A 25,631-nucleotide genomic window follows, 5' to 3' on the forward strand; every position below is an offset into this window, starting at 1 on the left:
TTTGCCCCCCGCAGGGGCGGGCCGTCGGCGGCGGGCCGGCGAGACCGCCGGTCCGGCCCGGCGCACCGCGCGCGGGCGGCGGGCCGCGTCGTCCGACCGCGGTGGCGGGGCCCGGGGCGGGGGCGGGGGCTGTGCCGCGGGTCCTGCGGCGGGTGCGCGCGCTGCCCAATCCCCGGCTGACCGGGCTGGGCAGCGGTCTGTTCTGCGCGGCGGTGATGGCCCTGCTCGGGTTCCTCGTCCAGGTGCTGTTCGGCGGGTCCCTGACGGTGTACGGCGTGCTGTTCCTGCCGGTGTGCGTGCTCACGGCGTTCTGGGTGCGCAGGGGCGACCTGCTGACCGCGCCCGTCGTCGTGCCGATCGCCTTCGCCACGGGTCTCCTGACCGTCGCCGAGCACGGTGACGGCGTCGGCGGGCGGCTGATGGGGCTCGTGACCGCGCTGGCCACCGAGGCCGGCTGGCTGTACGGCGGGACGCTGACCGCCGGGGCGATCGCGATCGTCCGGCGGATCCGGCTGGCACGTCGCCGGGCCGCCGCCGCCGCTGCTGCCACCACCGCCCGGAAGCGGCCGACCGCGTGACGGCCGCCGGGTGACGGCCACCGCACCCTGACGGCCGTACACACCGTGGCGGCCGTGTCCCGGCGCGTACGGCGGTCCGGGTGCCGGCCGGTCAGCCGGCCGCGTGCATCGCCGCTCCCACGATGCCGGCGTTGTTCTGCAGCTGCGCCGGGACGATCTCGGCCCGGATGCCCTCGAGGTGGTGCAGGAACTTGTGGGACTTGCGGCTGACCCCGCCGCCGATGATGAACAGCTCGGGCGAGAACAGCATCTCGACGTGGGCGAGGTACTTCCGCACGCGGTGGGCCCACTGCTCCCACGACAGGTCGTGGTCGTCCTTGGCCTTGCTGGAGGCCCGCTTCTCGGCCTCATGGCCGTCCAGCTCGAGGTGGCCCAGCTCGCTGTTGGGGACGAGGACGCCGTCGGTGAAGACGGCGCTGCCGATGCCCGTGCCGAAGGTGAGCAGGACGACCGTGCCCTGCCGGCCGCGCCCGGCGCCGAAGTGCATCTCGGCCACCCCGGCCGCGTCCGCGTCGTTGACGACCGTGACGTCCAGTCCGCCGAGCCGCTCGCCGAACAGGGCGCGCGCGTCCGTGTCGATCCAGCTCTTGTCGACGTTGGCCGCCGTGCGGACCATGGCGCCGCCGGTGACGACGCCCGGGAAGGTGAGTCCGACCGGGCCGGTCCAGCCGAAGTGGTCGACGACCTGCTTCACCCCGTCGGCCACCCCGTCGGGGGTCGCCGGGTGCGGGGTGAGCACCTTGCAGCGCTCCTGGGCCAGATCGCCCCTGTCGAGATCCACAGGGGCGCCCTTGATCCCGGATCCGCCGATGTCCACGCCGAAGATCTGCATGGCTCCACGTTACGACGGGCCACCGACGGTCACGTGGACACCTGGACGGTGGCCCGGCGGTCACGCCTCCGTCGTACCGGAGCCGCCCCGCTCGGCCACCAGTGCGGCGGCCTCCTCGCGCAGGTCGCGGCGCAGCTCCTTGGGCAGCGAGAAGGTGATCGACTCCTCGGCGGCCTTGACGATCTCCACGTCCTCGAAGCCGCGCTGCTTCAGCCACTCCAGGACCTGCTCGACCAGGACGTCCGGGACGGAGGCGCCCGAGGTGACGCCGACCGTGGTCACGTCCTCCAGCCAGGCCTCGTCGATCTCGTCGGCGAAGTCCACCAGGTGGGCGGCGCGCGCGCCGGCCTGCTTGGCGACCTCGACCAGGCGCTTGGAGTTGGAGGAGTTGCGGGAGCCGACGACGATCACCAGGTCGGCCTCGGCGCCCATCTGCTTGACCGCGAGCTGGCGGTTCTGCGTGGCGTAGCAGATGTCGTCGCTCGGCGGGGAGAGGAGCTGCGGGAACTTCTCCTTGAGCGCGTCCACGGTCTCCATCGTCTCGTCGACGGAGAGGGTGGTCTGCGACAGCCACACCACCTTCGACGGGTCGCGGACCTCGACCTTGGCGACGTCCTCGGGGCCGTCGACGAGCTGGATGTGGTCGGGGGCCTCGCCGGAGGTGCCGATGACCTCCTCGTGGCCCTCGTGGCCGATCAGGAGGATGTCGTAGTCGTCGTTCGCGAAGCGGACGGCTTCCTTGTGCACCTTGGTGACGAGGGGGCAGGTGGCGTCGATGGTGGCGAGCCGGCCGCGTTCGGCCTCCTCGTGGACGACGGGGGCGACGCCGTGCGCGGAGAACATGACGATGTTCCCCGGCGGGACCTCCTCCGTCCGCTCGACGAAGATCGCGCCCTTCTTCTCGAGGGTCTGCACGACGTACTTGTTGTGGACGATCTCGTGCCGGACGTAGACGGGGGCCCCGTACTGCTCCAGGGCCTTCTCGACGGCGATCACGGCGCGGTCCACACCCGCGCAGTAGCCACGGGGGGCGGCGAGCAGGACACGGCGGCCAGGCGAAGCGGTCATGGCACCCATCGTAAGGCCGCGTTCGGCGGGTGAGAGATCGCGTGGACGCGGCGTCGGCGGGGACACTGGCGGGGACGTTCCGAGGCACAGTCCGAGGCACAGGTGCGATGCGCTGGCGGAGGCACGATGTCCGAGTCCGGTACGACGGCCCCCGGGGCCGGTGGGGAACACGAGCTGAGGCGCAGCCTGGGCTTCAGGGACCTGGTGGTCTACGGTCTGCTGTTCATCGCGCCCATGGCGCCGGTCGGCGTCTTCGGCACCCTGGACGCCAAGTCGCACGGGGCGGTGGCGCTCGTCTACCTCGTCGCCACGGTCGCGATGGCGTTCACCGCCTTCAGCTACGCCCAGATGGTGCGGGTGGTCCCCCGGGCGGGGTCGGTGTTCGCCTACGCGCGCGCGGGGCTCGGCGACGGGGCCGGGTTCGTCGCCGGGTGGATGGCGATGCTGGACTACGTCCTGATCCCGGCGGTGGCCTACCTGTTCTCCGGCATCGCCATGGAGGCCCTGGTCCCGGAGGTGTCGCGGTGGGTGTGGACGGCGCTCGCGGTGGCCGTCACGACGGCGCTGAACCTGTGGGGGGTGCGGGCGGCGGCCCGGGTGGGCTTCCTGGTGCTGGCGATGGAGGTCGCGGTCCTGCTGGTGTTCGTGGCGGCGGCGATCGTGGTCCTCGCGCGCGACGGGGCCGAGCGGGGCTGGCTGTCGCCGCTGTCCGGGGACGGCACGCAGGGGGCGTTCGCACTGTCGGCGGTGGTCGGCGCGGTGTCGATGGCGGTGCTGTCGTACCTGGGCTTCGACGCGATCGCGACGTTCGCGGAGGAGGTCACCGGCGGGTCGGCGAAGGTGGCGCGGGCGCTGCTGTTCTGCCTGGCGCTGGCGGGTGTGCTGTTCGTGGCGCAGACGTATCTGGTGGCGCTGCTGGAGCCGGTGTCGTCGGCGCGGCTGGCGGCGGAGCCGGGGCGGCAGGGGTCGGCGTTCTACGACGCGGTGGACTCGTCCGTGGGGACGTGGCTGCACGACCTGGTGGCGGTGAGCAAGGCGATCGGCGCGGCGTTCGCCGCGCTGGCCGGGCAGGCCGCGGCCGGGCGGCTGCTGTTCGCGATGGGCCGCGACCGGCGGCTGCCGGGGGCGCTGTCGCGCACGGACGGCGGGGTGCCGCGGGTGGCGCTGCTGGTCGCGGCCGTGATCACTCTGGTGGCGGCGGTGTGGGCGGCGCGGCGGGACGACGGCCTCGACCACCTGGTGTCGGTGGTCGACGTCGGCGCGCTGACCGCGTTCACGCTGCTGCACGCGAGCGTGGTGGGCTGGTTCGCGGTCCGGCGCCGCGGGGGTCCGGTGAGCTGGTGGCGGCATGTGCTGGTGCCGGTGCTCGGCGCGGCCGTCACGGTCGCGGTGATCGTGGAGGCCTCGGGGACCGCGCGGGTGGTGGGGGCGGTCTGGCTGGTGATCGGCCTGGTGGTCCTGGCGGTGCAGGGGCGGAGTCGGGTGGGGGCGTGAGGGCGCCCCGCCTCCCACGTGCGCGCGGGCGGACGGCCGGGGCCGCGGGCGTGTCCGGACGGGGACCGTTGTCGTATCCGGCCGTTACGCTCGGGCGCATGGCTGCGAACACGTCCCCCGAAGCCCCCCTGCCCGTCGGCGAGGTGTCACGGCTGATCGGGGGCTGGATCGACCGGCTCGGCGCGGTGTGGGTCGAGGGACAGATCACGCAGTTGTCGCGGCGTCCGGGCGCCGGGGTGGTGTTCCTGACGCTGCGCGACCCGTCGTACGACATCTCCGTGAGCGTGACCTGCTACCGCCAGGTGTTCGACGCGGTGGCGGACGTGGTCGGCGAGGGCGCCCGCGTGGTCGTGCACGCCAAGCCGGAGTGGTACGCGCCGCGCGGGCAGCTGTCCCTGCGGGCCGCCGAGATCAAGCCGGTCGGCGTCGGGGAGCTGCTCGCGCGGCTGGAGCAGCTGAAGAAGTCGCTCGCGCGCGAGGGCCTGTTCGCGCCGGAGCGGAAGAAGCCGCTGCCCTTCCTGCCGCAGCTGATCGGCCTGGTCTGCGGGCGGGCCTCCGCGGCCGAGCGGGACGTGCTGGAGAACGCCCGCAGCCGCTGGCCCGCCGTCCGCTTCGAGGTGCGCAACGTCCCCGTGCAGGGGGTGCACGCCGTGCCGCAGGTGGTGCAGGCGGTGAAGGAGCTGGACGCGAGGGACGACGTGGACGTGATCGTCGTCGCGCGCGGCGGCGGCAGCGTGGAGGACCTGCTGCCGTTCTCCGACGAGCAGCTGGTCCGGGCGGTCGCCGCCTGCCGTACGCCGGTCGTCTCGGCGATCGGGCACGAGCCGGACACGCCCCTGCTGGACCTCGTCGCCGACCTGCGCGCCTCCACACCGACCGACGCCGCGAAGAAGGTCGTACCGGACGTCGGCGAGGAGTACGAGCGGGTGCGGCTGCTGCGGGACCGGGCGCGGCGGTGCGTGGCGGCGTTCGTCGACCGCGAGGAGCGGGGGCTGGCCCACGCGCTGTCCCGGCCGTCGGTCCAGGACCCGTACCGGATGGTCGACGAGCGGGCCGAGCAGGTGACGGCCCTGCTGGAGCGGGGGCGCCGCACGCTGCGGCACCAGCTCGACCGGGCCGACTCCGAGCTGACGCACACGCACGCGCGCGTGGTGGCCCTCTCCCCCGCCGCGACCCTCCAGCGCGGGTACGCCGTGCTGCAGCGGTCCGACGGCCGCGCGGTGCGGGACCCGGGCGAGGTGGAGCCGGGCGAGACGCTGCGCGCGCGCGTGTCCGAGGGTGATTTCTCCGTACGAGTCGACGCATAGGGTGAGTGGATGACCAGCGAGGTGGAGCAACCGGCGGCCGTGTCCGAGACGCTCGGGTACGAGCAGGCGCGGGACGAGCTGATCGAGGTCGTACGGCGGCTGGAGGCCGGCGGCACGACCCTGGAGGAGTCCCTCGCCCTGTGGGAGCGGGGCGAGGAGCTGGCGAAGGTGTGCCGGCGGTGGCTGGAGGGCGCCCGCGCCCGCCTGGACGCGGCGCTGGCCGAGGAGACCGGGGAGCAGGACGAGGACGCCTAGCGCCCTCCCGCTCCCCCTCCCCCTTCTCCCCCTGGCCCCGGCGTCCCTCTTGCCCCCTACTTCCCGCTGTCCTCGGCGAGCGTGTGGGCGACGAGCGCGTTGGCGTGTCCGTGGCCCAGTCCGTGCTCGGTCTTGAGCCAGGTGACGAGTTCCATGTGCTTGGTGAGCGGCGAGGAGCGGATCAGCTCCTTCCACTCCGTGATCGGCCGACCGTACTTCTTCTCGATCGACGGGAAGTAGGAAGCGGGGCCCTTGACGGCGTCGGTCATGTCTGCGCGGTCCCATCCGTGTGAGGTGCGGTCTGTGCTGGATAGGACTGCGGCCGGCGGGCGAAGTGATCGCCCGCCGGACGTGATGTGTGTCACTTCCGTCACTCCGCCTCCGGAGCCCTCCGTTCCCGTCCGCCCCACAGAGGGCCGCGGACCCACTCACCCCCCCGTCGCCCCGGTGACCGCGTGAACCGGATCACTGCCGGGACGACTTTGGTTGAAGCTTGAACTTCCTTGCCGTAAGGTCGTCGCCGTCAACGGCTCCCGCGCCGAACCGCGCGGGCCGACGCACACCCCAGGAAGTTCACGCATGTCTCTCGTTCTCGACCCCGCCGCCCAGGACCTGCTGTTCCGCGAGGCCCGCACCGCCAACACCTTCACCGACGAGCCGGTGACCGACGAGCAGGTGCAGGCGATCTACGACCTGGTCAAGTACGGCCCGACCGCCTTCAACCAGTCCCCGCTGCGCATCACGCTGGTCCGCTCCCCCGAGGCCCGCGAGCGCCTGGTGAAGCACATGGCCGAGGGCAACCGGCCCAAGACCGCCGCCGCCCCGCTGGTCGCGATCCTGTCGGCCGACAACGAGTTCCACGAGGAGCTGCCGCAGCTCTTCCCGCACTTCCCCGAGGCCAAGGACGCCTTCTTCAGCGAGCGCCCCGTGCGTGAGGGTGCCGCCACGCTGAACGCCGCCCTGCAGGCCGCGTACTTCATCGTCGGCGTCCGCGCCGCGGGCCTGGCCGCCGGCCCGATGACCGGCCTCGACTTCGAGGGCGTCCGCAAGGAGTTCCTGGACGACGACCACACCCCGCTGATGGTCGTCAACATCGGCCGCCCGGGCCCGGACGCCTGGTTCCCGCGCTCCCCGCGCCTGTCGTACGAGCAGGTCGTCACCACCGTCTGAGACGGCGCCCGCGCCACGGCGCGGTCACCGTACGACGAAGGCCCCCGGCACGCGCCGGGGGCCTTCGTCGTACGCGGGTCGCGACCGGCGCTCAGCCCGTCTTCAGCGCCCCCGCCATGTCGGCCAGCTGCTCGAACGACCCGGTGCCCACCACCGCGGTCGTCGCGCCCTTGACGCCGTCCGTGTCCTGGAGCACCAGCGCGTCGTACCGGCCGCCCTCGTACCGGGTCCACGTCCGGCCGCCGATCCGCTCGGTGGTGTCGGTCTTCCGCCCGCCCTGGCTGGCCTCCTCGATGAAGGCGGCCGGCTTCCCGGTGGACTGCTCGACCGCCACGTACTCGCCGTCGGGGGCGCGGAAGCCCAGGTGCCAGGCGTCGAAGTCGTCGCCGCGGAACCGCACGGAGGTCGGCTTCCAGTCCTCGGACAGCCCCACCGGCGCCGCGATCGGGTACGACGCGGCACGGCGCGCGGTGAGCAGCTCGACCCGGTAGTCCACCCGCTTGATGTCGGGCTCCCCCTCGTCGTGCGGGATGAAGAGCCACATGCCCAGCCCCACGAGCACGATGACCCCCAGGGAGAGGATCATGTCCCGGGCCGTCTTCTGCTTGCCTTTCGTACCTGCCACGTCCCTATCGTCGCAGGTCCCCGAACTGCTCATCCGTGGGGTCCCCTGCTCATTCTGTCGTACTGGCGATAGAGTGCGCTCATACCCTCATCCGGCCGTCGTCGTATCAGAAAGGTGCGCTCCGATGACCGAGCATCATCATCTGCCGTCCGAACTGGACGTCCCCTCAGAGGCCCCCGACCGCAACCTCGCCCTGGAGCTGGTCCGGGTCACCGAGGCCGCGGCGATGGCCGCCGGCCGCTGGGTCGGGCGCGGTGACAAGAACGGCGCCGACGGTGCCGCGGTCCGCGCCATGCGCACCCTCGTCTCCACCGTCTCGATGAACGGCGTCGTCGTCATCGGCGAGGGCGAGAAGGACGAGGCCCCGATGCTCTTCAACGGGGAGCGGGTCGGGGACGGCACCGGTGCCGAGGTCGACATCGCCGTCGACCCGATCGACGGGACCACGCTGACCGCCAAGGGCATGACCAACGCGATCGCCGTGCTGGCCGCCGCCGAGCGCGGCTCCATGTTCGACCCGTCGGCCGTGTTCTACATGGACAAGCTGGTCACCGGTCCGGAGGCCGCCGACTTCGTCGACATCAACGCCCCCGTGTCCGTGAACATCCGCCGGGTCGCCAAGGCCAAGCGCCGCACCCCCGAGGACGTCACCGTCGTCATCCTCGACCGGCCCCGGCACCAGGGCCTGATCAAGGAGGTCCGGGAGACCGGCGCCCGGATCAAGCTGATCTCCGACGGTGACGTGGCCGGCTCCATCCTGGCGCTGCGCGAGGGCACCGGCATCGACCTGCTGCTCGGCATCGGCGGCACGCCGGAGGGCATCATCTCGGCCTGCGCCGTGAAGTGCCTGGGCGGCACGATCCAGGGCAAGCTGTGGCCCAAGGACGACGAGGAACGGCAGCGCGCGATCGACGCCGGACACGACCTGGACCGGGTGCTGACCACCGACGACCTGGTCTCCGGGGACAACGTCTTCTTCGTCGCGACCGGCATCACCGACGGCGAGCTGCTGCGCGGGGTGCGGTACCGGTCCGAGACGGCCACGACCGACTCGATCGTGATGCGGTCGAAGTCGGGCACGGTGCGGCGGATCGACTCCGAGCACCGACTGAGCAAGCTGCGGGCCTACAGCGCGATCGACTTCGACCGGGCGAAGTGACGCCGTCGGTCTCGCGGGGCGCACTCTGGAGCGGGGAGTGCCGGCGCGCGGCGGGTGCGGTAGTGCCGTGGCTGGTCGCGCCCGCGCGGCGGAGCCGCACATGTCACAGCCCCGCGCCCCTGGGTGAGCCGCCCTGCCCGGCGTGACAAAACCGACGCGACAAAAGGCGCCCCCTGTGCGGAGGGGGCGCCTTTGCCGTGTCGGAGGTCAGCCGGCCGCGGCTATGCGGCCCGCCGCCGTGCGGGCCGTCTTCTTCAGCTCCAGGTCGCGACGGCGACGGCGGGCGAGGACCACGCGGCGTTCGGCGGCGGTGAGGCCGCCCCAGACGCCGTAGGGCTCGGGCTGCAGGAGCGCGTGCTCGCGGCATTCGACCATGACCGGGCAGCGGGCGCACACGCGCTTGGCCGCCTCCTCGCGGGAGAGCCGGGCGGCGGTGGGTTCCTTGGAGGGTGCGAAGAACAGTCCGGCCTCGTCGCGCCGGCACACCGCCTCGGTGTGCCACGGAGCGTCTTGGTCCCTGTCCCGCACGGGTACCCGCTGGGCCGGAACGGCGGCTACCTGCAGGGACGAATGCGGCGGTTGCAGCACGGTCTACTCCTGACGACGGCTTCGCGAGCGAGAGACGATGCGTCAGGCTTACCCGCTGTGCGCGCGCCTATGCACAGGGTTCCCCACCGTGCCCGGCGCCGCGCTACGCGTGCTTGCGCACACCCTTCCCCACCTTGCGCTGCACCCGGTCGAGGATGTCCGCGACGAGCCTGCCGCGCTTGGGGCGGGCCTCGACGCTGCCCAGCACCGCCCAGCCGTCCACGTAGACGACGGGGGCGTCGGCCTCGGGGGAGTCGAGGGTGTCCACCTCGAAGTTGCCGAGCACGCCGCCGCCCGCGCCGCGCAGCGACACGTTCTCCGGGACCCTGACCTCGACGCTGCCGAAGACCGCGAACGCCTTGACGACGACCTGCCGGTGCTCGAAGAGCGCCTCGCTGAGATCGATCTCGATGCTTCCGAACACCGCGTACGCGTGGATGCGGCGGCTCGCGCGGCGGCGGCCCCTGCGGACGGCGCTGCTGAACACCGCCACCACGTTCTCCTCGGGGTCCGCCGGGATCGCGCCGAGGGTGGGGCGGTCGGGGACCGGGGCCGCGGTGGCGCCGTGACCACCGTGTGCGGCGGGCAGGTCGCGCACGAACACGTCCAGCTCGCCGACCGTCTTGGCGGCCAGCACGCCCTCCACGCGCTCGGCGTGCTCCTCGGCGGTCAGGCGCCCCTCGGCGAGGGCGTCGCGCAGCATGTCGGCGATGCGGTCACGGTCGGCGTCCGAGGCGCGCAGCTCGGTGACGTGCGGGGTCGTGCCCGCCTGCGGCTGTCGGTCGTGCTTCTGAAGGTCCACCCCGGCAGCGTACCGAAACGCGATAGATCGCGACCAGGGGTGGGGGCGGCCTCGTCGCCGCCCGTTTCCCCGCGGCCTACTGAGCCTTACCTCACAAGCTCGCCGCCGACGACAGGTTTTACGCTGGTGGACGCTGCCAACGGAGGCCAGCCGTCGTTGCTGAGAATCCAGCCGCGCGTGTTGTCGAGTGAGGAATGGGCGAGATGCCTGAGTTCGCGTACACCGATCTGCTCCCCCAGGGCGAGGACACCACTCCGTACCGGCTGGTGACCGCCGAGGGCGTCTCCACCTTCGAGGCCGACGGGCGGACGTTCCTCAAGGTGGAGCCCGAGGCGCTGCGCAAGCTCGCCGAGGAGGCGATCCACGACATCCAGCACTACCTGCGCCCGGCCCACCTCGCGCAGCTGCGCCGCATCATCGACGACCCCGAGGCGTCGGGCAACGACAAGTTCGTGGCGCTGGACCTGCTGAAGAACGCGAACATCGCGGCGGCGGGCGTGCTGCCGATGTGCCAGGACACCGGTACGGCGATCGTCATGGGCAAGCGCGGCCAGAACGTCCTGACGGCGGGCGGCGACGAGGAGGCCCTGAGCCGGGGCATCTACGACGCCTACAAGAACCTGAACCTGCGCTACTCGCAGATGGCTCCGCTCACCATGTGGGAGGAGAAGAACACCGGCTCCAACCTCCCCGCCCAGATCGAGCTGTACGCGACCGACGGCGGCGCCTACAAGTTCCTGTTCATGGCGAAGGGCGGCGGCTCGGCCAACAAGTCGTTCCTGTACCAGGAGACGAAGGCCGTGCTGAACGAGGCCTCCATGATGAAGTTCCTGGAGGAGAAGATCCGCTCGCTGGGCACGGCCGCCTGCCCGCCGTACCACCTGGCGATCGTGGTCGGCGGCACCTCGGCCGAGTACGCGCTGAAGACCGCGAAGTACGCCTCCGCGCACTACCTGGACGAGATCCCCTCCGAGGGTTCGGAGCTCGGGCACGGCTTCCGGGACAAGGAGCTGGAGGAGAAGGTCTTCGAGCTGACGCAGAAGATCGGCATCGGCGCGCAGTTCGGCGGCAAGTACTTCTGCCACGACGTGCGCGTGGTGCGCCTGCCGCGGCACGGGGCGTCCTGCCCGGTCGCCATCGCCGTGTCCTGCTCGGCGGACCGCCAGGCGGTCGCGAAGATCACCGCCGAGGGCGTCTTCCTGGAGCAGCTGGAGACCGACCCGGCGCGGTTCCTGCCGGAGACGACGGACGAGCAGCTGGAGTCGGAGGGCGACGTCGTCAGGATCGACCTCAACCAGCCGATGGACGACATCCTCGCGGAGCTGACCAAGTACCCGGTCAAGACCCGGCTGTCGCTGACCGGCCCGCTGGTCGTGGCGCGCGACATCGCGCACGCCAAGATCAAGGAGCGGCTGGACGCGGGCGAGGAGATGCCGCAGTACCTGAAGGACCACCCGGTGTACTACGCGGGCCCGGCCAAGACGCCGGAGGGGTACGCGTCCGGGTCCTTCGGGCCGACCACGGCCGGGCGCATGGACTCCTACGTGGAGCAGTTCCAGGCGGCGGGCGGTTCCAAGGTGATGCTGGCGAAGGGCAACCGGAGCAAGCAGGTCACCGACGCCTGCCACGCGCACGGCGGCTTCTACCTCGGCTCGATCGGCGGTCCGGCGGCCCGTCTCGCGCAGGACTGCATCAAGAAGGTCGAGGTCGTCGAGTACGAGGAGCTCGGCATGGAGGCGGTCTGGAAGATCGAGGTCGAGGACTTCCCGGCGTTCATCGTGGTGGACGACAAGGGCAACGACTTCTTCCAGGACCCGGCGCCGGCGCCGACGTTCACGACGATCCCGGTGCGGGGGCCGGGGCTGGCGTAGCCCGCGTCGCTCCCACGTAGGCGGAAGGCCGGTCCGGACCCGTCCGGGCCGGCCTTCCGCCTACCTTTTCTCGTCCGGATAACGAACACGTGGTTCTTCTTTCGGACAACCTGCCGTCCCGGGCGTCCGTTCCATTGACTGCCCCGGCTCCCCCTGCGAGTCTTTCGCCGCTCCGACATGTACACGCCATGCGTACATGACCTGCGTGGCCACCCCTCAGCCACTTCTGGAGGACCGAAGGTGAAACGAAGATTCGCCGTGGCGAGCCTGTCCCTCGCCGCCGTGCTGGGCCTCGGCACACTCCCCGCCGTCGCCGCCGGCTCCGCGCCCGCCGCCGCCCAGCCGCCCGACATCGACGTGACGAAGGTGAAGGCGCACCTGACCGAACTGAACTCCATAGCCGGACGCAACGGCGGCACCCGCCGCTCGAACGGCCAGGGGTACCGCGACTCCGTCGCCTACGTGAAGGGCAAGCTGCAGGCGGCCGGTTACACCGTCACCGAGCAGCCGTGCACCTCCGGTTGCAGCAGCGGCGCCGGGCCCAACCTGATCGCCGAGTGGCCGCACGGCGACGCGGGCAACGTGTCCATGTTCGGCGCCCACCTCGACAGCGTCTCGGCGGGCCCCGGCATGAACGACAACGGCTCGGGCTCGGCCGCCCTCCTGGAGAACGCCCTGACCCTGGCGCAGCAGAACCCGACGATGAAGGGCCGGGTCCGCTTCGCCTGGTGGACCGACGAGGAACAGGGCCTCAACGGCTCCGACTTCTACGTCCGCTCGCTCTCCTCGGCGCAGCGGTCCGCCATCACGGCGTACTACAACTTCGACATGGTCGCCTCCACCAACGGCGGCTACTTCATCAACCACGTCACCTCGGCCGCCGCCGCGCCGATGAAGGCGTACTGGGACTCGCTGGGCCTGCAGCCCGAGGAGAACACCGAGGGCGCCGGGCGCAGCGACGACTACTCCTTCGAGCAGTACGGCATCCCGACCTCCGGCTACGCGATGGGCGCCAGTGCCCGCAAGACCTCCGCGCAGGCCGCCAAGTGGGGCGGCACCGCCGGGTCCTCGTACGACCCGTGCTACCACCGGTCGTGCGACAACCTCGACAACATCAACACCACCGGCCTGAACCGCGCGTCGGACGGGATCGCCCACACCATCTGGCAGCGCGCCGTGGACACCGGCGGCGGCGGTGACGGCGGCGGCTGCGACACCGATCCCGTCGCCAACGGCGGTTTCGAGACCGGCAGCGCGCCGTGGACCGGGGACACCGGTACGATCGGCGCCCACTCGGGCCAGTCGGCGCACTCCGGGACCCGCTTCTCGTGGCTCGCCGGTTACGGTTCCACGCACACCGAGTCGGTCGGCCAGACGGTGACCGTGCCGGCCGGGTGCACCCGGCTGACGTACTGGCTGCACGTCGACACCGACGAGTCGGGGTCGACGGCGTACGACACCTTCCGGGTGAAGGCCGACGGCACCACGCTCGCCACCCTGTCCAACGTCGACGCCCGGAGCGGCTATGTGCAGCGCACGGTCGACCTCGGCGCGTACGCCGGCCGACAGGTGGCCCTGAGCTTCACCGGCAGCGAGGACGGCAGTCTGCAGACCAGCTTCGTCCTGGACGACGTGAGCCTGCAGGAGGGCTGACCCGCGGCGGCCGGCCCGTCCGCGGGCCGGCCGCCGAGCCGTCTCGCGGCCACGCCGCGGACCGGCACCCGTTCGGCCCGCTCCAGGAACATCCGCCCCGCCCCGCACGCTGTACCCGTCATGAGCGACTACCGCATCGAGCACGACTCCATGGGCGAGGTCCGCGTCCCCGCCCACGCCAAGTGGCGGGCGCAGACGCAGCGCGCCGTCGAGAACTTCCCCGTCTCCGGGCAGCGCATCGAGCGCGCGCACATCGAGGCGCTCGCGCGGATCAAGGGCGCCGCGGCCAAGGTCAACGCCGAGCTGGGGGTTCTGGACGAGGAGATCGCCGGCGCGATCCAGGAGGCGGCCGCCGAGGTCGCCGAGGGGAAGTGGGACGAGCACTTCCCCGTGGACGTGTTCCAGACGGGGTCGGGGACCTCGTCCAACATGAACACCAACGAGGTCATCGCCACCCTGGCGACCGAGCGGCTCGGCCGGGACGTGCACCCCAACGACCACGTCAACGCCTCCCAGTCGTCCAACGACGTCTTCCCGTCGTCGATCCACATCGCCGCCACCGCCGCCGTGAGCCGGGACCTCGTCCCCGCGCTGGACCACCTCGCCACCGCGCTGGAGCGCAAGGCCGAGGAGTTCGCCGACGTCGTGAAGTCGGGGCGCACCCACCTCATGGACGCCACACCCGTCACGCTGGGCCAGGAGTTCGGCGGGTACGCGGCCCAGGTGCGGTACGGCGTCGAGCGGCTGAACGCGTCGTTGCCCCGGCTCGCCGAGCTGCCGCTGGGCGGCACCGCGGTCGGCACCGGCATCAACACCCCGCCCGGTTTCGCCGCCGCCGTCATCGAGGAGGTGGCCCGTGCGACCGGGCTGCCGCTGACCGAGGCGCGCGACCACTTCGAGGCGCAGGGCGCGCGGGACGGCATCGTCGAGACCAGCGGGCAGCTGCGGACCGTCGCCGTCGGCCTGACGAAGATCGCGAACGACCTGCGGTGGATGTCGTCGGGGCCGCGCACCGGCCTCGCGGAGATCTCGCTGCCCGACCTCCAGCCCGGGTCGTCCATCATGCCGGGCAAGGTCAACCCGGTCGTCCCGGAGGCCGTGCTCATGGTCGCCGCCCAGGTCGTCGGCAACGACGCGACCGTGGCCACCGCCGGGGCGGCCGGCAACTTCGAGCTCAACGTCATGCTGCCGGTCATCGCCAAGAACGTGCTGGAGTCGGTGCGGCTGCTCGCCAACGTCTCGCGGCTGCTGGCCGACCGGACCGTCGACGGCGTCGTCGCCCACCGGGAGCGGGCCCGCGAGTACGCCGAGTCCTCGCCCTCGGTGGTCACGCCGCTCAACAAGTACCTCGGTTACGAGGAGGCCGCCAGGGTCGCCAAGAAGGCGCTGGCCGAGCGGAAGACGATCCGTCAGGTGGTGCTGGAGGGCGGGTACGTCGAGCGCGGCGACCTCACGCACGAGCAGCTGGACGAGGCCCTGGACGTGCTGCGGATGACCCGTCCGTGAGGCCCGCTCCTCGCGATCACCCCCGCGTCGGGTGGCCGGGGCACCTAATATCTCTCCATGGCAGACGGTGAAGCGGTGAGCGTGACGGCACAGGGGGGCGGTCCGGCCGCCCCGGCACGGTTCTGGCCCCCCGGCAGCCACATCCTGTGGCGGTACCGGGAGAACGGTGGCCGGCACTTCCACATCGTGCGTCCCGTCACCGTGGTGCGGGACGACGCCGAGCTGCTCGCCGTGTGGATGGCGCCCGGCACCGAGTGCGTGAAGCCGGTGCTCGCCGACGGCACGCCCGTGCACCTGGAGCCGCTGGCGTCGCGCTACACCAAGCCGCGCGCGGTGCAGCGCGACCGCTGGTTCGGCACCGGTGTGCTGAAGCTGGCCCGGCCCGGCGACCCGTGGTCGGTGTGGCTGTTCTGGGACCCGGGCTGGGTGTTCAAGAACTGGTACGTGAACCTGGAGGAGCCGCTGACCCGCTGGGAGGGCGGCGTCGACTCCGAGGACCACTTCCTGGACATCACCGTGCAGCCGGACCGCAGCTGGCACTGGCGGGACGAGGACGAGTTCGCGCAGGCCCAGCGGGACCGGCTGGTGGACGCCGCTCTCGCCGAGCGGGTGCGCGAGGCGGGGCGCGCGGCGGTCGAGGTGATCCGGGCCTGGGGACCGCCGTTCTCGGACGGCTGGGAACAGTGGAGACCCGATCCGTCCTGGACGGTACCGTCGCTGCCCGGCGACTGGGACCGCACCCCCGCGCACGTGTCCCCATGAGACCCTTGATGCGCCCCCGGGCAAGAAACGTAGGATCGTCCTCCGCAAGGGTGCGCAGCGGCAACCGGCGGAGCGTGCACTGTGCTTGACCGATCGTCACCGAGGGGCGGCAGGACGTGAGCGAGGGCTACGAGGGCAGTACCGGTACGGGCCGCGGGCGGCCCGCCGGTGGCACAGGAACAGCCTCTGACCGCGCGGGAATTCCGTTCCTGGGGCCCGTCTTGCGGGTATCGGGATTCCTGCGGGACGAACTGCACGCGCCGCGCGCAGTCCCGGACGGATGGATTCGACACGCGTGACGGAGCACCCGACCTCCTTCGAACGCCCCTCGCCGGGCGCCGACCCCACGGACTCCCGCGGGGCGTTCCTGGGTGTCCCCGTGCCGCCGCGGGCCCCCGCGGCCGCCTTACCGGCACAGGGACGCACCGGAGAGACGCCGCCCGTCCCCGGCTCGGGCGCCTTCGAGCACTCCCAGCCGGGCGCGGAACACGCCGCCGAACCCGACACCCACCGTCCGCGGCCCGCGGCCGAGGGCGTCCCGGTGCAGCCGGGCGGGGCGGGTGCGCCCACGGGGCAGGGCGGCCGCGACACGTCCCCGGCACCGGACCGGCGCACCGGGCAGCCCACCGCGCCCGGACGGCCCACGCCCATGCGGCGGGACGGGGACCGGTTGCGGTTCGTCGGCGCCGCGACCCGGCGGATCGCCCGGGGCATGGACCTGGACGAGATCGTGATGGGGCTGTGCCGGGCCACCGTGCCGACCTTCGCGGACGCCATCCTCGTCTACCTGCGCGAGCCGCTGCCGGTCGGCGACGAGCGGCCCACCGGCCCGCTGGTGCTGCGGCTGCGCCGTACCGACCGGATACCGGCCGAGCGGGACACCGAGGGCGGGTTCCTGCCCGCCGCGCAGCCCGAGCCCTCCGAGCTGGAGGCGGTCGGCTCCGAGCTGTGCGAGGTGCGGCCCGGCAGCGCGCTCGCCGAGGTGCTGCGCGGGGTGCGCCCGGTCTTCACGGACACCCCCGCGGCCCGCGCCGCCCTGCCCGACCTGCTCGGTGACGGCGGCGAGTTCGCCGTGCCCGGCGGCCGGCGCGCGATCCTCGCACCGCTGCGCGGCCGGCGCCGGGTGATCGGGGCGGCCCTGTTCCTGCGCGGTCCGGAGCGCATCCCCTTCGAGGGCGACGACCTGCTGGTCGCCGCCCAGCTCGCGACGCACAGCGCGCTCGGCATCGACAAGGCGGTGCTGTACGGGCGCGAGGCGTACATCGCCGACGAGCTGCAGCGCACGATGCTGCCGGAGAACCTGCCGCGCTGCACCGGCGTGCGGCTGGCCTCCCGGTACCTGCCGGCCGCCGAGACGGCGCGGGTCGGCGGCGACTGGTACGACGCGATCCCGTTGCCCGGCAGCCGGGTCGCGCTGGTCGTCGGGGACGTGATGGGCCACTCGATGACGTCGGCGGCCATCATGGGCCAGCTGCGGACCACCGCGCAGACCCTGGCCGGGCTGGACCTGCCGCCGCAGGAGGTGCTGCACCACCTCGACGAGCAGGCGCAGCGCCTGGGCACCGACCGCATGGCGACCTGCCTGTACGCCGTGTACGACCCGGTCTCGCACCGCATCACCGTCGCCAACGCCGGTCACCCGCCGCCGGTGCTGCTGCACCTGGGCGGCCGGGCGGAGGTGCTGCGGGTGCCGGCGGGCGCCCCGATCGGCGTGGGCGGCGTGGACTTCGAGGCCGTGGAGCTGGAGGCCCCGGCGGGCGCGACGCTGCTGCTCTACACCGACGGGCTGGTCGAGTCCCGCCTGCGGGACGTGTGGACCGGCATCGAGCAGCTCCGGGAGCGCCTGGCCGCGACGGCGCAGCTCACCGGGCCGGACCATCCGCCGCCGCTGGAGGCCCTGTGCGACGAGGTGCTGGACATGCTCGGGCCGGGCGACCGGGACGACGACATCGCACTGCTCGCCGCCCGCTTCGACGGCATCGCGCCCAGCGACGTGGCGTACTGGTGCCTGGAGCCGGAGGACGCGGCCCCCGGCAAGGCCCGCCGGCTGGCCCGGCGCGCGCTGGCCCGCTGGGGCATGGAGGAGCTCACGGACTCCGTGGAGCTGCTGGTCAGCGAGGTCGTGACCAACGCCGTGCGGTACGCGACGAAGCCGGTCTCCCTGCGGCTGCTGCGCACGGACGTGCTGCGCTGCGAGGTCGGCGACGACGTGCCGCAGCTGCCGCGGCTGCGGCAGGCGCGCGCCACGGACGAGGGCGGGCGCGGGCTGTACCTGGTGAACCGGCTGGCCCGGCGCTGGGGCGCGACCCGGCTGAGCACGGGCAAGGTGGTCTGGTTCGAGCTGAACCGGGGCTGAGGGGTACGCGGAAGGGCGCCCGGTGAGCACCGGGCGCCCTTCCGCCGTTCGGGCCGGTCGCCCGCCGGCTACCGGTCTTTCTGGTCCCAGCCCGGGAAGAGCGGGTCCTCCGTCGTCCCCGTGGACGCCCCGCCGGTCGGCTCCTCGGGCGGCGTCTCCTCGCCGGAGGGCGACTCGGAGGGTTCCTCCTCGGTGGGCGTCTCCTCGGGCGTCTCCTCCTCGGAGGGCGACTCGGAGGGCTCCTCCTCGGTGGGCGTCTCCTCGGCCGTCTCCTCCTCCGAGGGCGACTCGGACGGCGACTCGCTGACCGTGGGCGAGGTGCTGGGCTCCACCTCGACGCTCTCCTTGGCCTCCAGGTCGAACTCCGTGACCTCGTCCATCACGCCGAAGGTGTACGCGGCCCAGATCTGCGCCGGGAAGGCACCACCGTTGATGCGGGGTTCGCCGAGCGCCTTGTACATCGGGACCTGGGCGCCGGTCTTGGAGTCCTCGCCGAACATCCCGACGGAGGTGACCAGGCCGGGTGTGAAGCCGGTGAACCAGGCCGACTTGTTGTTGTCGGACGTACCGGTCTTGCCGGCCACCTGCTGGCCGTCGCGCATCGGGTTGTCCCGCACGGACTTCTTGGCCGTACCGTCGTCGACCACGCCGGTCAGCACGGACGTCACCGTGTCGGCGGCCTCGCGGCTGATGACCTGGTCGCCGATGGGGTCGGGGAAGTCGACCTTGCGGGAGTTGTGCTCGACGGACTTCACCACGGCCGGGGTGACCTTCTTGCCGTGGTTGTCGAGGGTGGCGTAGACGCCGGCCATCTCCAGCGGGCTCGCGCCCATGCTGCCCAGGGTCTGGGCGGGGACGGGGGCCATGCCCTCGGTCTCCATGCCGAGCTTGCCGGCGACCTTCACCACCTCGGACATGCCGACGTCGACGCCCATCTGCGCGAAGACCGAGTTGACCGACTGGTTCATCGCCTCCTGGACGGTGATGTCGCCGTAGTCGTGGTGGTCCTCGTTCTCGGGGGCGAACCCGACCTCCCGGCCGTCGTCCACCACGGGGCGCTCGCTCGTGCCGTCGTAGAGGGTGTTCGTCGTGATCGGGACGCCGTCCTGCGTCTCGGCGTCCTCGTCCACGGCGGCGGCGAGGATGATCGGCTTGAAGGTGGAGGCGGGCTGGTAGTCGTCGCGGGTGGCGTTGTTGCGGTAGTGCTTGACGTAGTCCACGCCGCCGTACATCGCCACGACCGCGCCGGTCTTCGGGTCGACGGACACGGCGCCCGCCTGGACGTCGGCGTCGACCTCGCGCTTCTTCGGGTCCAGCTTGCTGGTCAGCTGCTCCTTGACGGCCTTCTCCAGCGCCGCCTGCTTCTTCTTGTCGACGTTGAGCGTGATGGTCCAGCCGCCGGCGTCGACCATCGCGTCGGCCTGCTTCGTGTCCTCGGCGGTGCCGTCGGCGACGAGCTGCTTCTTGAGCGCGTTGTTGGCCGCCTCGACCAGGTACCCGGTCTGGCCCTCCATCCCGGGTGCGGGCTTGGGCTCCTTGGGGACGGGGAACTTCATGGCCTGGCGGGCGGCCTTGTCCAGCCACTTCTGCTCGACCATGTTGTCCAGGACGTAGTTCCAGCGCTCCTGGACCAGCCTCTTGCCGGTGTCGCTGGCGATCGCCCAGTCGTACTGGTTGGGCGCCTGGAGCAGCGCGGCGAGGTAGGCGCCCTGCTCGACGTTGAGGTCCTCGGCGTCGACGCGGTAGTAGGCCTGGGCGGCGGCCTGGATGCCGTAGGCGCCGCGGCCGTAGTAGCTGGTGTTGATGTACCCGGCGAGGATGTAGTCCTTGGGCTTCTCCCGGTCCAGCTTCAGGGAGATGACCAGCTCCTTGAGCTTGCGCGAGACGGTCTGGTCCTGGGTCAGGTAGTAGTTCTTGACGTACTGCTGGGTGATCGTCGAACCGCCCTGCGCTCCCTTGCCGGAGAGCGTGTTGAGGATGCCGCGCGCGGTGCCCCTGAGGTCGACGCCGGAGTCCTTGTAGAAGGTCTTGTTCTCGGCGGCGACGAAGGTGTGCTGGACGTCCTTGGGGACCTTGGCCAGGTCGACGATCTCGCGGTTGTAGCCCTTGCGGGCCATGATCGAGCCGTCGCTGTACTTGTAGACGTTGCCCTGCGCCTGGGCGTCGGCGTTGCCCTCGGGGATGTCGATCATCATGTACAGCACGATGAAGGCGCCCATGCCGAGCAGGATCACGCCGAGGAACGTGCCGAGGATCTTCTTCCAGGTGAACAGCCGGCGTATGAGGCTCCGGTCGGCCGCCGGTGACGAGCGGCGTCGACTCGGCGCCGCGCGGCGGCCGGCGCGCTGACGCGCTCTTCTCTCTTCCGCTCGTCCCATGGGTCCGATCCGCTCCGATTCGGTCGTGCGTGCTCACCCGTCGCACGGGTTCGCCGCTCAGGTCAGCTCAGAAAGCTAACACCGGGATATATGAGGAACGACAACCGATCCGGCCCTGCGAGGACGTGAGAATCAGCACCCGTTCCACCGGAACCGACGTACGAGCGGGGTTCAGGGTTGCCGCGATCGGTTAAAGTGATATCACTTAGATAGGATCAGGAAATCATCCAGGTGCCCCACACGGGCACCTCGCGAGAACGGGGGACCCTCCATGTCCGTACACGGAACACCGCAGGTCGGGGCCGACGTGCCCGAGATGCCGGCGCCGCGGGTGCGGGAGACCCAGGCGCCCAGCATCGGCGGCGGGCTGGCACTGCTGCTGGGACTGCTCGGGCTGGTCGTGGGCGCCGCGCTGATCGTCACCGCCACGGCGGTGTCGGCGACCGGCGCGAAGGCCGGGCTGATCGTCGGGGGCATCGTGATCGCCCTGGCGGCGTTCCTGGCGATGTGCGGGCTGAACATGGTGGCGCCGGGCGAGGCCCGGGTGGTGCAGCTCTTCGGCCGGTACCGGGGGACGATCCGGCAGGACGGGCTGCGCTGGGTGAACCCGCTCACCTCGCGCACCAAGATCTCGACGCGGGTGCGCAACCACGAGACGGCCGTCCTGAAGGTGAACGACGCCTACGGCAACCCGATCGAGCTGGCGGCGGTCGTGGTGTGGCGGGTGGAGGACACCGCGCAGGCCACCTTCGAGGTGGACGACTACGTCGAGTTCGTCTCCACCCAGACCGAGGCGGCCGTGCGGCACATCGCCATCGAGTACCCCTACGACGCCCACGAGGAGGACGGCCTGTCGCTGCGCGGCAACGCCGAGGAGATCACCGAGAAGCTCGCCGTCGAGCTGCACGCGCGCGTGGAGGCGGCCGGCGTGCAGATCATCGAGTCCCGCTTCACGCACCTCGCGTACGCGCCGGAGATCGCCTCGGCGATGCTCCAGCGGCAGCAGGCCGGCGCGGTGGTCGCGGCGCGGCGGCAGATCGTGGACGGCGCGGTCGGCATGGTCGAGGCGGCGCTGGCGCGGATCAGCGAACAGGACATCGTGGAGCTGGACGACGAGCGGAAGGCGGCGATGGTGTCCAACCTGATGGTCGTGCTGTGCGGTGACCGCGCCGCCCAGCCGGTCCTGAACACGGGGACGCTCTACCAGTGACAACCCCGTCCGGGGGCCCGGCCCCCAAGCGCCGGCCGCAGCAGCGCAAGCAGGTGCTGCTGCGGCTGGACCCGCAGGTGTACGAGGCGCTGGCCCGCTGGGCGGGCGACGAGCTGCGCTCGGCCAACGCCCAGATCGAGTTCCTGCTGCGCAGGGCGCTCACGGAGGCGGGCCGCCTGCCCGGGGACACCGGGCCGCTGCCCCGCCGGGGGCGGCCGCCGAGAGGCGGCCCGGACGCGACACCGCCGCCGTGACCGGCCGCGCCGCCGCGCCCTCGCGAGGGCGCGGCGGCGGCTGTGGCGGAACCGTGACAATCGGCCCCGACCTGCGGTCCCGCACCTCGGGCCACGACCTCTGCACTCCGCGTATACATGGTGCGTATACACCGCGTGTAGAGTGCGGTGCATGTCCATCGGTCACACCCTCCTGGGACTCCTGGAGTCCGGGCCGCGCCACGGTTACGACCTGAAGCGCGCCTTCGACGAAAAGTTCGGTCACGACCGGCCGCTGCACTACGGCCAGGTCTACTCGACGATGTCCCGCCTGCTGAAGAACGGTCTCGTCGTGGTCGACGGCATCGAGGCGGGCGGCGGTCCCGAGCGCAAGCGGTACGCGATCACCGACGCCGGGATCACCGACGTGCAGCAGTGGCTCGCCACCCCGGAGAAGCCCGAGCCGTACCTGCAGTCGACGCTGTACACCAAGGTCGTCCTCGCGCTGCTCACCCACCGCGACGCCGCCGACGTCCTCGACACCCAGCGCTCGGAGCACCTGCGCAGCATGCGCATCCTCACCGACCGCAAGCGCAGGGGCGACCTCGCCGACCAGCTCATCTGCGACCACGCCCTGTTCCACCTCGAGGCCGACCTGCGCTGGCTGGAGCTCACCGCCGCGCGCCTCGACAAGCTCCGTGAGGCGGTGGCCCGATGACCGCTCCCACGGGTTCCCTGCTGTCGGCCGAGAAGCTGACCAAGGCCTACGGCCCGACCCTCGCCCTGGACGGCGCCGAGTTCTCCATCCACCCCGGCGAGGTCGTCGCCGTGATGGGCCCCTCCGGGTCCGGCAAGTCGACGCTGCTGCACTGCCTGGCCGGCATCGTGACCCCCGACTCGGGGACGATCACGTACGACGGGCGGGAGCTGTCCGCCATGTCCGACGCCCGGCGCAGTGCGCTGCGCCGCTCGGAGTTCGGCTTCGTGTTCCAGTTCGGCCAGCTCGTGCCGGAGCTGACCTGCGTCGAGAACGTCGCGTTGCCGCTGCGCCTGAACGGCACCCCCCGCAAGGAGGCCGAGCGGGCCGCGCTGACCTGGATGGAGCGGCTGGAGGTCGACGACCTGCGCAGGAAGCGGCCCGGCGAGGTCTCCGGCGGCCAGGGACAGCGCGTCGCCGTGGCCCGGTCGCTGGTCACCAACCCCCGCGTGCTCTTCGCCGACGAGCCGACCGGTGCGCTGGACTCCCTCAACGGCGAACGCGTGATGGAACTCCTCACGGACGCCGCCCGGTCGACCAACGCCGCCGTCGTGCTGGTCACGCACGAGGCGCGGGTGGCCGCGTACTCCGACCGCGAGGTCGTCGTGCGCGACGGCAGGTCGCGGGACATGGAGCGCGCCGTATGAGCCTGCGCCAGTCGGCCCGTGACCTCGTGATGGGCGTCCGGTTCACCGTCACCGGCGGCCGCGAGGGGTGGACCCGGGCGGTGCTGACGGCCGTCGGCGTCGGGCTGGGGGTGGCGCTGCTGCTGCTGACGACGGCCCTGCCGAACGCGCTGGCCGTCCGCCAGGAACGGGAGGCCGCGCGCACCGACATCACGTTCACCCAGAACCAGATCCCCCGGGCCGACGACACCCTGGTCGTCGCCGACGTCGACACCGACTTCCGCGACGACCACGTCCGGGGCCGCGCCCTGGAGCCCGAGGGACCCCGGGCGCCGCTGCCGCCCGGGGTCGAGAAGTTCCCCGCCGTGGGCGAGATGGTGGTCTCCCCCGCGCTGAAGGAGCTGCTGGAGTCGGACTCCGGCAAGCTGCTGCGGGCGCGGCTGCCCGAGCGGATCACCGGCACCATCGGGGAGGAGGGGCTGATCGGCTCGCACGAACTGGCCTTCTTCCGGGGCGCCGACGGCCTCGAGGTGCGCCCCGACAGCGGCCTGATCGTCCGCATCGACCGCTTCGGCGACCCCCAGCCGAGCACCGAGAAGACCGACCCGGTGCTGATCCTGCTCACCCTCGTCGTCTTCGTGGTGCTGCTGATGCCGGTCGCGGTGTTCATCGCCGCGGCCGTGCGGTTCGGCGGCGAGCGGCGCGACCGGAGGCTCGCCGCGCTGCGGCTGGTGGGCTCCGACAGCCGCATGACCCGGCGGATAGCCGCCGGCGAGGCGCTGGCGGGCGCGGTGCTCGGCCTCGTCTTCGGCACCGGGTTCTTCCTGATCGGCCGCCAGCTGGCGGGCACGGCCGAGGTGTTCGACGTCAGCGTGTTCCCCAGCTACCTCAACCCCTCGCCGCTGCTGGCCCTGCTGGTCGCGGTGGCGGTGCCGGCCGCGGCCGTCCTGGTGACGCTGTTCGCGCTGCGCGGGGTGGTCATCGAGCCGCTCGGCGTGGTGCGTACGGCCAAGCCCGCGCGGCGGCGCCTGTGGTGGCGGCTGCTGCTGCCGGTGGCCGGCCTGGCGATGCTGTACCCGATGATCGGCCAGGGCCGCGAGGGCGGGGACTTCAACCAGTACCTGGTGACCGGCGGCGTCGTCCTGCTGCTGGTCGGCGTCACCGCGCTGCTGCCGTGGCTCGTGGAGACCGTCGTCGCCCGGCTCGGCGCCGGCTCCGTGTCCTGGCAGCTCGCCGTGCGCCGACTGCAGCTGAGCAGTGGTACGGCGGCCCGCATGGTCAACGGCATCGCGGTGGCCGTCGCCGGGGCGATCGCGCTGCAGATGCTCTTCGCGGGCGTCGACGACGACTACACGCAGAGCACCGGGCAGGACGTGTCGTGGGCGCAGATGGAGGTGGCCCTGCCGAGCGGGGTGCCGCTGGCCCCGGCCGTAGCGAAGCTGCGGAACACGGAGGGGGTGAAGGCGGCCCCCGCCTACTCCGAGGGCTACCTCGGCGACCGCGCCAAGGACCCGGAGACCTCCACGATGATGACCGTGGGCGACTGCGCGGCCCTGCGGGAGATCGCCGGCCTGCCCTCCTGCCGCGACGGTGACGTGTTCGCCGTCCGCGGTGCCGAGTGGGACGGCGAGACCGACATGGGGAAGCTGGCGACGCCGGGGCGGAAGCTGTACCTCGACCCGACGTACGGGGGCAACGCGAAGAGCCTGGAGATCCCCTGGACCGTGCCGCGGGGCGTCAAGACGGCGGAGCCGCGCGACGGTCTGCTGGCCGACATCGACCGGGGCGGTTTCCTGCTCACGCCGAAGGCGATGCCGGCCGCGCTCGTGCCGGCGCTGACCGGGCACGCCTACCTCAGGCTCGACGAGTCCGTGCCGGACGTGCGGGACCGGGTGCGCAACACGGCCCTGGCCATCGATCGGTCGGCGACGCCCCTGACCTGGGCGGAGACGGAGCGCTCCGACCGCTTCGACGCGATCCGCACCGGCCTGCTCGTCGGCGCCGCGTGTGTGCTCGCGCTGATCGGCGCCAGTCTGCTGGTCTCCCAGCTGGAGCAGCTGCGCGAGCGCAGGAAGCTGCTGTCGGCCCTGGTCGCCTTCGGCACCCGGCGCCGCACGCTGAGCCTGTCGGTGCTGTGGCAGACCGCGATCCCGATCGCGCTGGGGCTGGTGCTGGCCGTGGCGGTGGGCCTGACGCTGGGCACGGTGCTGCTGAAGATGACGGACACGCCCGTGTCCGTCGACTGGGCCGGCGTGCTGTCCATGACCGGCATCGGCGCCGCGGTCGTCCTGGTGGTGACCCTGGCCAGCCTGCCGCCGCTGCTGCGCCTGATGCGCCCGGAGGGCCTGCGGACGGAGTAGCCCCGTCGGTCCCGCATCCTCCCGGGCCCGGACGCGGCACGCACCCCGTGCCGCGTCCGGGC

At 72.3% G+C, this 25,631-nt stretch carries 23 protein-coding genes; 16 read left to right on the forward strand and 7 right to left on the reverse strand.

What is annotated here, in order from left to right; genetic code table 11:
- Positions 1 to 131 precede the first annotated feature (131 nt).
- Positions 132 to 578: a DUF6542 domain-containing protein gene (locus tag JHAT_RS05325; RefSeq protein WP_375603544.1), complete on the forward strand. Its 447-nt coding sequence runs from the start codon at positions 132 to 134 to the stop codon at positions 576 to 578.
- 91 nt (positions 579 to 669) lie between these two features.
- Here the strand turns inward: JHAT_RS05325 and ppgK are convergent, their stop codons facing one another.
- Both ppgK and JHAT_RS05335 read right to left on the reverse strand, forming a co-directional pair.
- Entirely contained in the window at positions 670 to 1,410 is a 741-nt protein-coding gene (gene ppgK, locus JHAT_RS05330) for a polyphosphate--glucose phosphotransferase (RefSeq protein WP_077796858.1), read from the reverse strand.
- A gap of 60 nt (positions 1,411 to 1,470) precedes the next feature.
- On the reverse strand, positions 1,471 to 2,487 hold the full coding sequence (locus JHAT_RS05335) for a 4-hydroxy-3-methylbut-2-enyl diphosphate reductase (protein ID WP_077796859.1): 1,017 nt from the start codon (positions 2,485 to 2,487) through the stop codon (positions 1,471 to 1,473).
- 117 nt (positions 2,488 to 2,604) lie between these two features.
- Between JHAT_RS05335 and JHAT_RS05340 the strand changes: the two genes are divergently transcribed.
- The 3 genes from JHAT_RS05340 (at position 2,605) to JHAT_RS05350 (ending at position 5,534) form a co-directional block, all read left to right on the forward strand.
- Positions 2,605 to 3,972, forward strand: a complete 1,368-nt coding sequence (locus JHAT_RS05340; protein WP_077796860.1) for an APC family permease — start codon at positions 2,605 to 2,607, stop codon at positions 3,970 to 3,972.
- A gap of 98 nt (positions 3,973 to 4,070) precedes the next feature.
- Complete coding sequence (xseA, locus tag JHAT_RS05345) at positions 4,071 to 5,279, forward strand: exodeoxyribonuclease VII large subunit (protein WP_077796861.1); 1,209 nt, start codon at positions 4,071 to 4,073, stop codon at positions 5,277 to 5,279.
- Between the two features lie 9 nt (positions 5,280 to 5,288).
- The gene (locus JHAT_RS05350) at positions 5,289 to 5,534 is read left to right on the forward strand and encodes an exodeoxyribonuclease VII small subunit (RefSeq protein WP_077796862.1); all 246 of its coding nucleotides are present in this window, start codon (positions 5,289 to 5,291) and stop codon (positions 5,532 to 5,534) included.
- Positions 5,535 to 5,590: 56 nt separating this feature from the next.
- On the opposite strand, the gene JHAT_RS05355 is transcribed toward JHAT_RS05350, so the two are convergent.
- Positions 5,591 to 5,803 carry a DUF4287 domain-containing protein gene (locus JHAT_RS05355; RefSeq protein ID WP_077796863.1) on the reverse strand — a complete coding sequence of 71 codons (213 nt, stop codon included), beginning with the start codon at positions 5,801 to 5,803 and terminating at the stop codon, positions 5,591 to 5,593.
- A gap of 310 nt (positions 5,804 to 6,113) precedes the next feature.
- Between JHAT_RS05355 and JHAT_RS05360 the strand changes: the two genes are divergently transcribed.
- Complete coding sequence (locus JHAT_RS05360) at positions 6,114 to 6,704, forward strand: malonic semialdehyde reductase (RefSeq protein ID WP_077796864.1); 591 nt, start codon at positions 6,114 to 6,116, stop codon at positions 6,702 to 6,704.
- A gap of 91 nt (positions 6,705 to 6,795) precedes the next feature.
- Here the strand turns inward: JHAT_RS05360 and JHAT_RS05365 are convergent, their stop codons facing one another.
- Positions 6,796 to 7,329 (reverse strand): DUF4245 domain-containing protein, encoded by a 534-nt coding sequence (locus tag JHAT_RS05365; RefSeq protein WP_171990753.1) that lies wholly within the window; start codon positions 7,327 to 7,329, stop codon positions 6,796 to 6,798.
- Between the two features lie 124 nt (positions 7,330 to 7,453).
- On the opposite strand from JHAT_RS05365, the gene glpX reads away from it, so the two are divergent.
- Positions 7,454 to 8,488 carry a class II fructose-bisphosphatase gene (glpX, locus tag JHAT_RS05370; RefSeq protein ID WP_077796866.1) on the forward strand — a complete coding sequence of 345 codons (1,035 nt, stop codon included), beginning with the start codon at positions 7,454 to 7,456 and terminating at the stop codon, positions 8,486 to 8,488.
- A gap of 207 nt (positions 8,489 to 8,695) precedes the next feature.
- Here the strand turns inward: glpX and JHAT_RS05375 are convergent, their stop codons facing one another.
- Together JHAT_RS05375 and JHAT_RS05380 are read right to left on the reverse strand one after the other, a co-directional pair.
- Complete coding sequence (locus JHAT_RS05375) at positions 8,696 to 9,076, reverse strand: WhiB family transcriptional regulator (protein ID WP_077796867.1); 381 nt, start codon at positions 9,074 to 9,076, stop codon at positions 8,696 to 8,698.
- Positions 9,077 to 9,179: 103 nt separating this feature from the next.
- Positions 9,180 to 9,878, reverse strand: coding sequence for a DUF1707 domain-containing protein (locus JHAT_RS05380; RefSeq protein WP_077796868.1), 699 nt, complete (start codon positions 9,876 to 9,878; stop codon positions 9,180 to 9,182).
- Between the two features lie 203 nt (positions 9,879 to 10,081).
- On the opposite strand from JHAT_RS05380, the gene JHAT_RS05385 reads away from it, so the two are divergent.
- From JHAT_RS05385 to JHAT_RS05405, 5 genes are all read left to right on the forward strand, one after another.
- Positions 10,082 to 11,749, forward strand: a complete 1,668-nt coding sequence (locus JHAT_RS05385) for a fumarate hydratase (protein WP_171990754.1) — start codon at positions 10,082 to 10,084, stop codon at positions 11,747 to 11,749.
- 240 nt (positions 11,750 to 11,989) lie between these two features.
- On the forward strand, positions 11,990 to 13,402 hold the full coding sequence (locus tag JHAT_RS05390) for a M28 family peptidase (RefSeq protein WP_077796870.1): 1,413 nt from the start codon (positions 11,990 to 11,992) through the stop codon (positions 13,400 to 13,402).
- A 120-nt stretch (positions 13,403 to 13,522) separates the two neighbouring features.
- The gene (locus tag JHAT_RS05395) at positions 13,523 to 14,908 is read left to right on the forward strand and encodes an aspartate ammonia-lyase (RefSeq protein ID WP_077796871.1); all 1,386 of its coding nucleotides are present in this window, start codon (positions 13,523 to 13,525) and stop codon (positions 14,906 to 14,908) included.
- A 57-nt stretch (positions 14,909 to 14,965) separates the two neighbouring features.
- Positions 14,966 to 15,670: a DUF402 domain-containing protein gene (locus JHAT_RS05400; RefSeq protein ID WP_077796872.1), complete on the forward strand. Its 705-nt coding sequence runs from the start codon at positions 14,966 to 14,968 to the stop codon at positions 15,668 to 15,670.
- Positions 15,671 to 15,950: 280 nt separating this feature from the next.
- On the forward strand, positions 15,951 to 18,026 hold the full coding sequence (locus JHAT_RS05405) for a SpoIIE family protein phosphatase (protein WP_171990755.1): 2,076 nt from the start codon (positions 15,951 to 15,953) through the stop codon (positions 18,024 to 18,026).
- A 68-nt stretch (positions 18,027 to 18,094) separates the two neighbouring features.
- On the opposite strand, the gene JHAT_RS05410 is transcribed toward JHAT_RS05405, so the two are convergent.
- Positions 18,095 to 20,404 (reverse strand): transglycosylase domain-containing protein, encoded by a 2,310-nt coding sequence (locus tag JHAT_RS05410; protein ID WP_107481827.1) that lies wholly within the window; start codon positions 20,402 to 20,404, stop codon positions 18,095 to 18,097.
- 271 nt (positions 20,405 to 20,675) lie between these two features.
- Here JHAT_RS05410 and JHAT_RS05415 point away from each other — a divergent pair, with 271 nt between their 5' ends.
- The 5 genes from JHAT_RS05415 (at position 20,676) to JHAT_RS05435 (ending at position 25,569) form a co-directional block, all read left to right on the forward strand.
- On the forward strand, positions 20,676 to 21,614 hold the full coding sequence (locus JHAT_RS05415; protein ID WP_077796874.1) for an SPFH domain-containing protein: 939 nt from the start codon (positions 20,676 to 20,678) through the stop codon (positions 21,612 to 21,614).
- Entirely contained in the window at positions 21,611 to 21,868 is a 258-nt protein-coding gene (locus JHAT_RS05420; protein WP_077796875.1) for a hypothetical protein, read from the forward strand. Before JHAT_RS05415 ends, JHAT_RS05420 begins: the two co-directional genes overlap by 4 nt.
- Before the next feature lie 151 nt (positions 21,869 to 22,019).
- Positions 22,020 to 22,544 (forward strand): PadR family transcriptional regulator, encoded by a 525-nt coding sequence (locus tag JHAT_RS05425; RefSeq protein ID WP_077796876.1) that lies wholly within the window; start codon positions 22,020 to 22,022, stop codon positions 22,542 to 22,544.
- Positions 22,541 to 23,230, forward strand: coding sequence for an ABC transporter ATP-binding protein (locus tag JHAT_RS05430; RefSeq protein ID WP_077796877.1), 690 nt, complete (start codon positions 22,541 to 22,543; stop codon positions 23,228 to 23,230). The genes JHAT_RS05425 and JHAT_RS05430 overlap by 4 nt, the downstream gene beginning before the upstream one ends.
- Positions 23,227 to 25,569, forward strand: a complete 2,343-nt coding sequence (locus tag JHAT_RS05435; RefSeq protein ID WP_171990756.1) for an ABC transporter permease — start codon at positions 23,227 to 23,229, stop codon at positions 25,567 to 25,569. Before JHAT_RS05430 ends, JHAT_RS05435 begins: the two co-directional genes overlap by 4 nt.
- Positions 25,570 to 25,631: the final 62 nt, after the last annotated feature.

It is taken from the genome of Streptomyces sp. JHA26 (assembly GCF_002005565.1).
Taxonomy (GTDB): Bacteria; Actinomycetota; Actinomycetes; order Streptomycetales; family Streptomycetaceae; genus Streptomyces.

Coding starts and splice junctions, on each gene's coding strand:
- ppgK (WP_077796858.1), bottom strand. CDS start 1,410: ATGCAGATCTTCGGCGTGGACATCGGCGGATCCGGGATCAAGGGCGCC.
- JHAT_RS05335 (WP_077796859.1), bottom strand. CDS start 2,487: ATGGGTGCCATGACCGCTTCGCCTGGCCGCCGTGTCCTGCTCGCCGCC.
- JHAT_RS05340 (WP_077796860.1), top strand. CDS start 2,605: ATGTCCGAGTCCGGTACGACGGCCCCCGGGGCCGGTGGGGAACACGAG.
- xseA (WP_077796861.1), top strand. CDS start 4,071: ATGGCTGCGAACACGTCCCCCGAAGCCCCCCTGCCCGTCGGCGAGGTG.
- JHAT_RS05350 (WP_077796862.1), top strand. CDS start 5,289: ATGACCAGCGAGGTGGAGCAACCGGCGGCCGTGTCCGAGACGCTCGGG.
- JHAT_RS05355 (WP_077796863.1), bottom strand. CDS start 5,803: ATGACCGACGCCGTCAAGGGCCCCGCTTCCTACTTCCCGTCGATCGAG.
- JHAT_RS05360 (WP_077796864.1), top strand. CDS start 6,114: ATGTCTCTCGTTCTCGACCCCGCCGCCCAGGACCTGCTGTTCCGCGAG.
- glpX (WP_077796866.1), top strand. CDS start 7,454: ATGACCGAGCATCATCATCTGCCGTCCGAACTGGACGTCCCCTCAGAG.
- JHAT_RS05385 (WP_171990754.1), top strand. CDS start 10,082: ATGCCTGAGTTCGCGTACACCGATCTGCTCCCCCAGGGCGAGGACACC.
- JHAT_RS05395 (WP_077796871.1), top strand. CDS start 13,523: ATGAGCGACTACCGCATCGAGCACGACTCCATGGGCGAGGTCCGCGTC.
- JHAT_RS05400 (WP_077796872.1), top strand. CDS start 14,966: ATGGCAGACGGTGAAGCGGTGAGCGTGACGGCACAGGGGGGCGGTCCG.
- JHAT_RS05405 (WP_171990755.1), top strand. CDS start 15,951: ATGGATTCGACACGCGTGACGGAGCACCCGACCTCCTTCGAACGCCCC.
- JHAT_RS05410 (WP_107481827.1), bottom strand. CDS start 20,404: ATGGGACGAGCGGAAGAGAGAAGAGCGCGTCAGCGCGCCGGCCGCCGC.
- JHAT_RS05415 (WP_077796874.1), top strand. CDS start 20,676: ATGTCCGTACACGGAACACCGCAGGTCGGGGCCGACGTGCCCGAGATG.
- JHAT_RS05425 (WP_077796876.1), top strand. CDS start 22,020: ATGTCCATCGGTCACACCCTCCTGGGACTCCTGGAGTCCGGGCCGCGC.
- JHAT_RS05430 (WP_077796877.1), top strand. CDS start 22,541: ATGACCGCTCCCACGGGTTCCCTGCTGTCGGCCGAGAAGCTGACCAAG.
- JHAT_RS05435 (WP_171990756.1), top strand. CDS start 23,227: ATGAGCCTGCGCCAGTCGGCCCGTGACCTCGTGATGGGCGTCCGGTTC.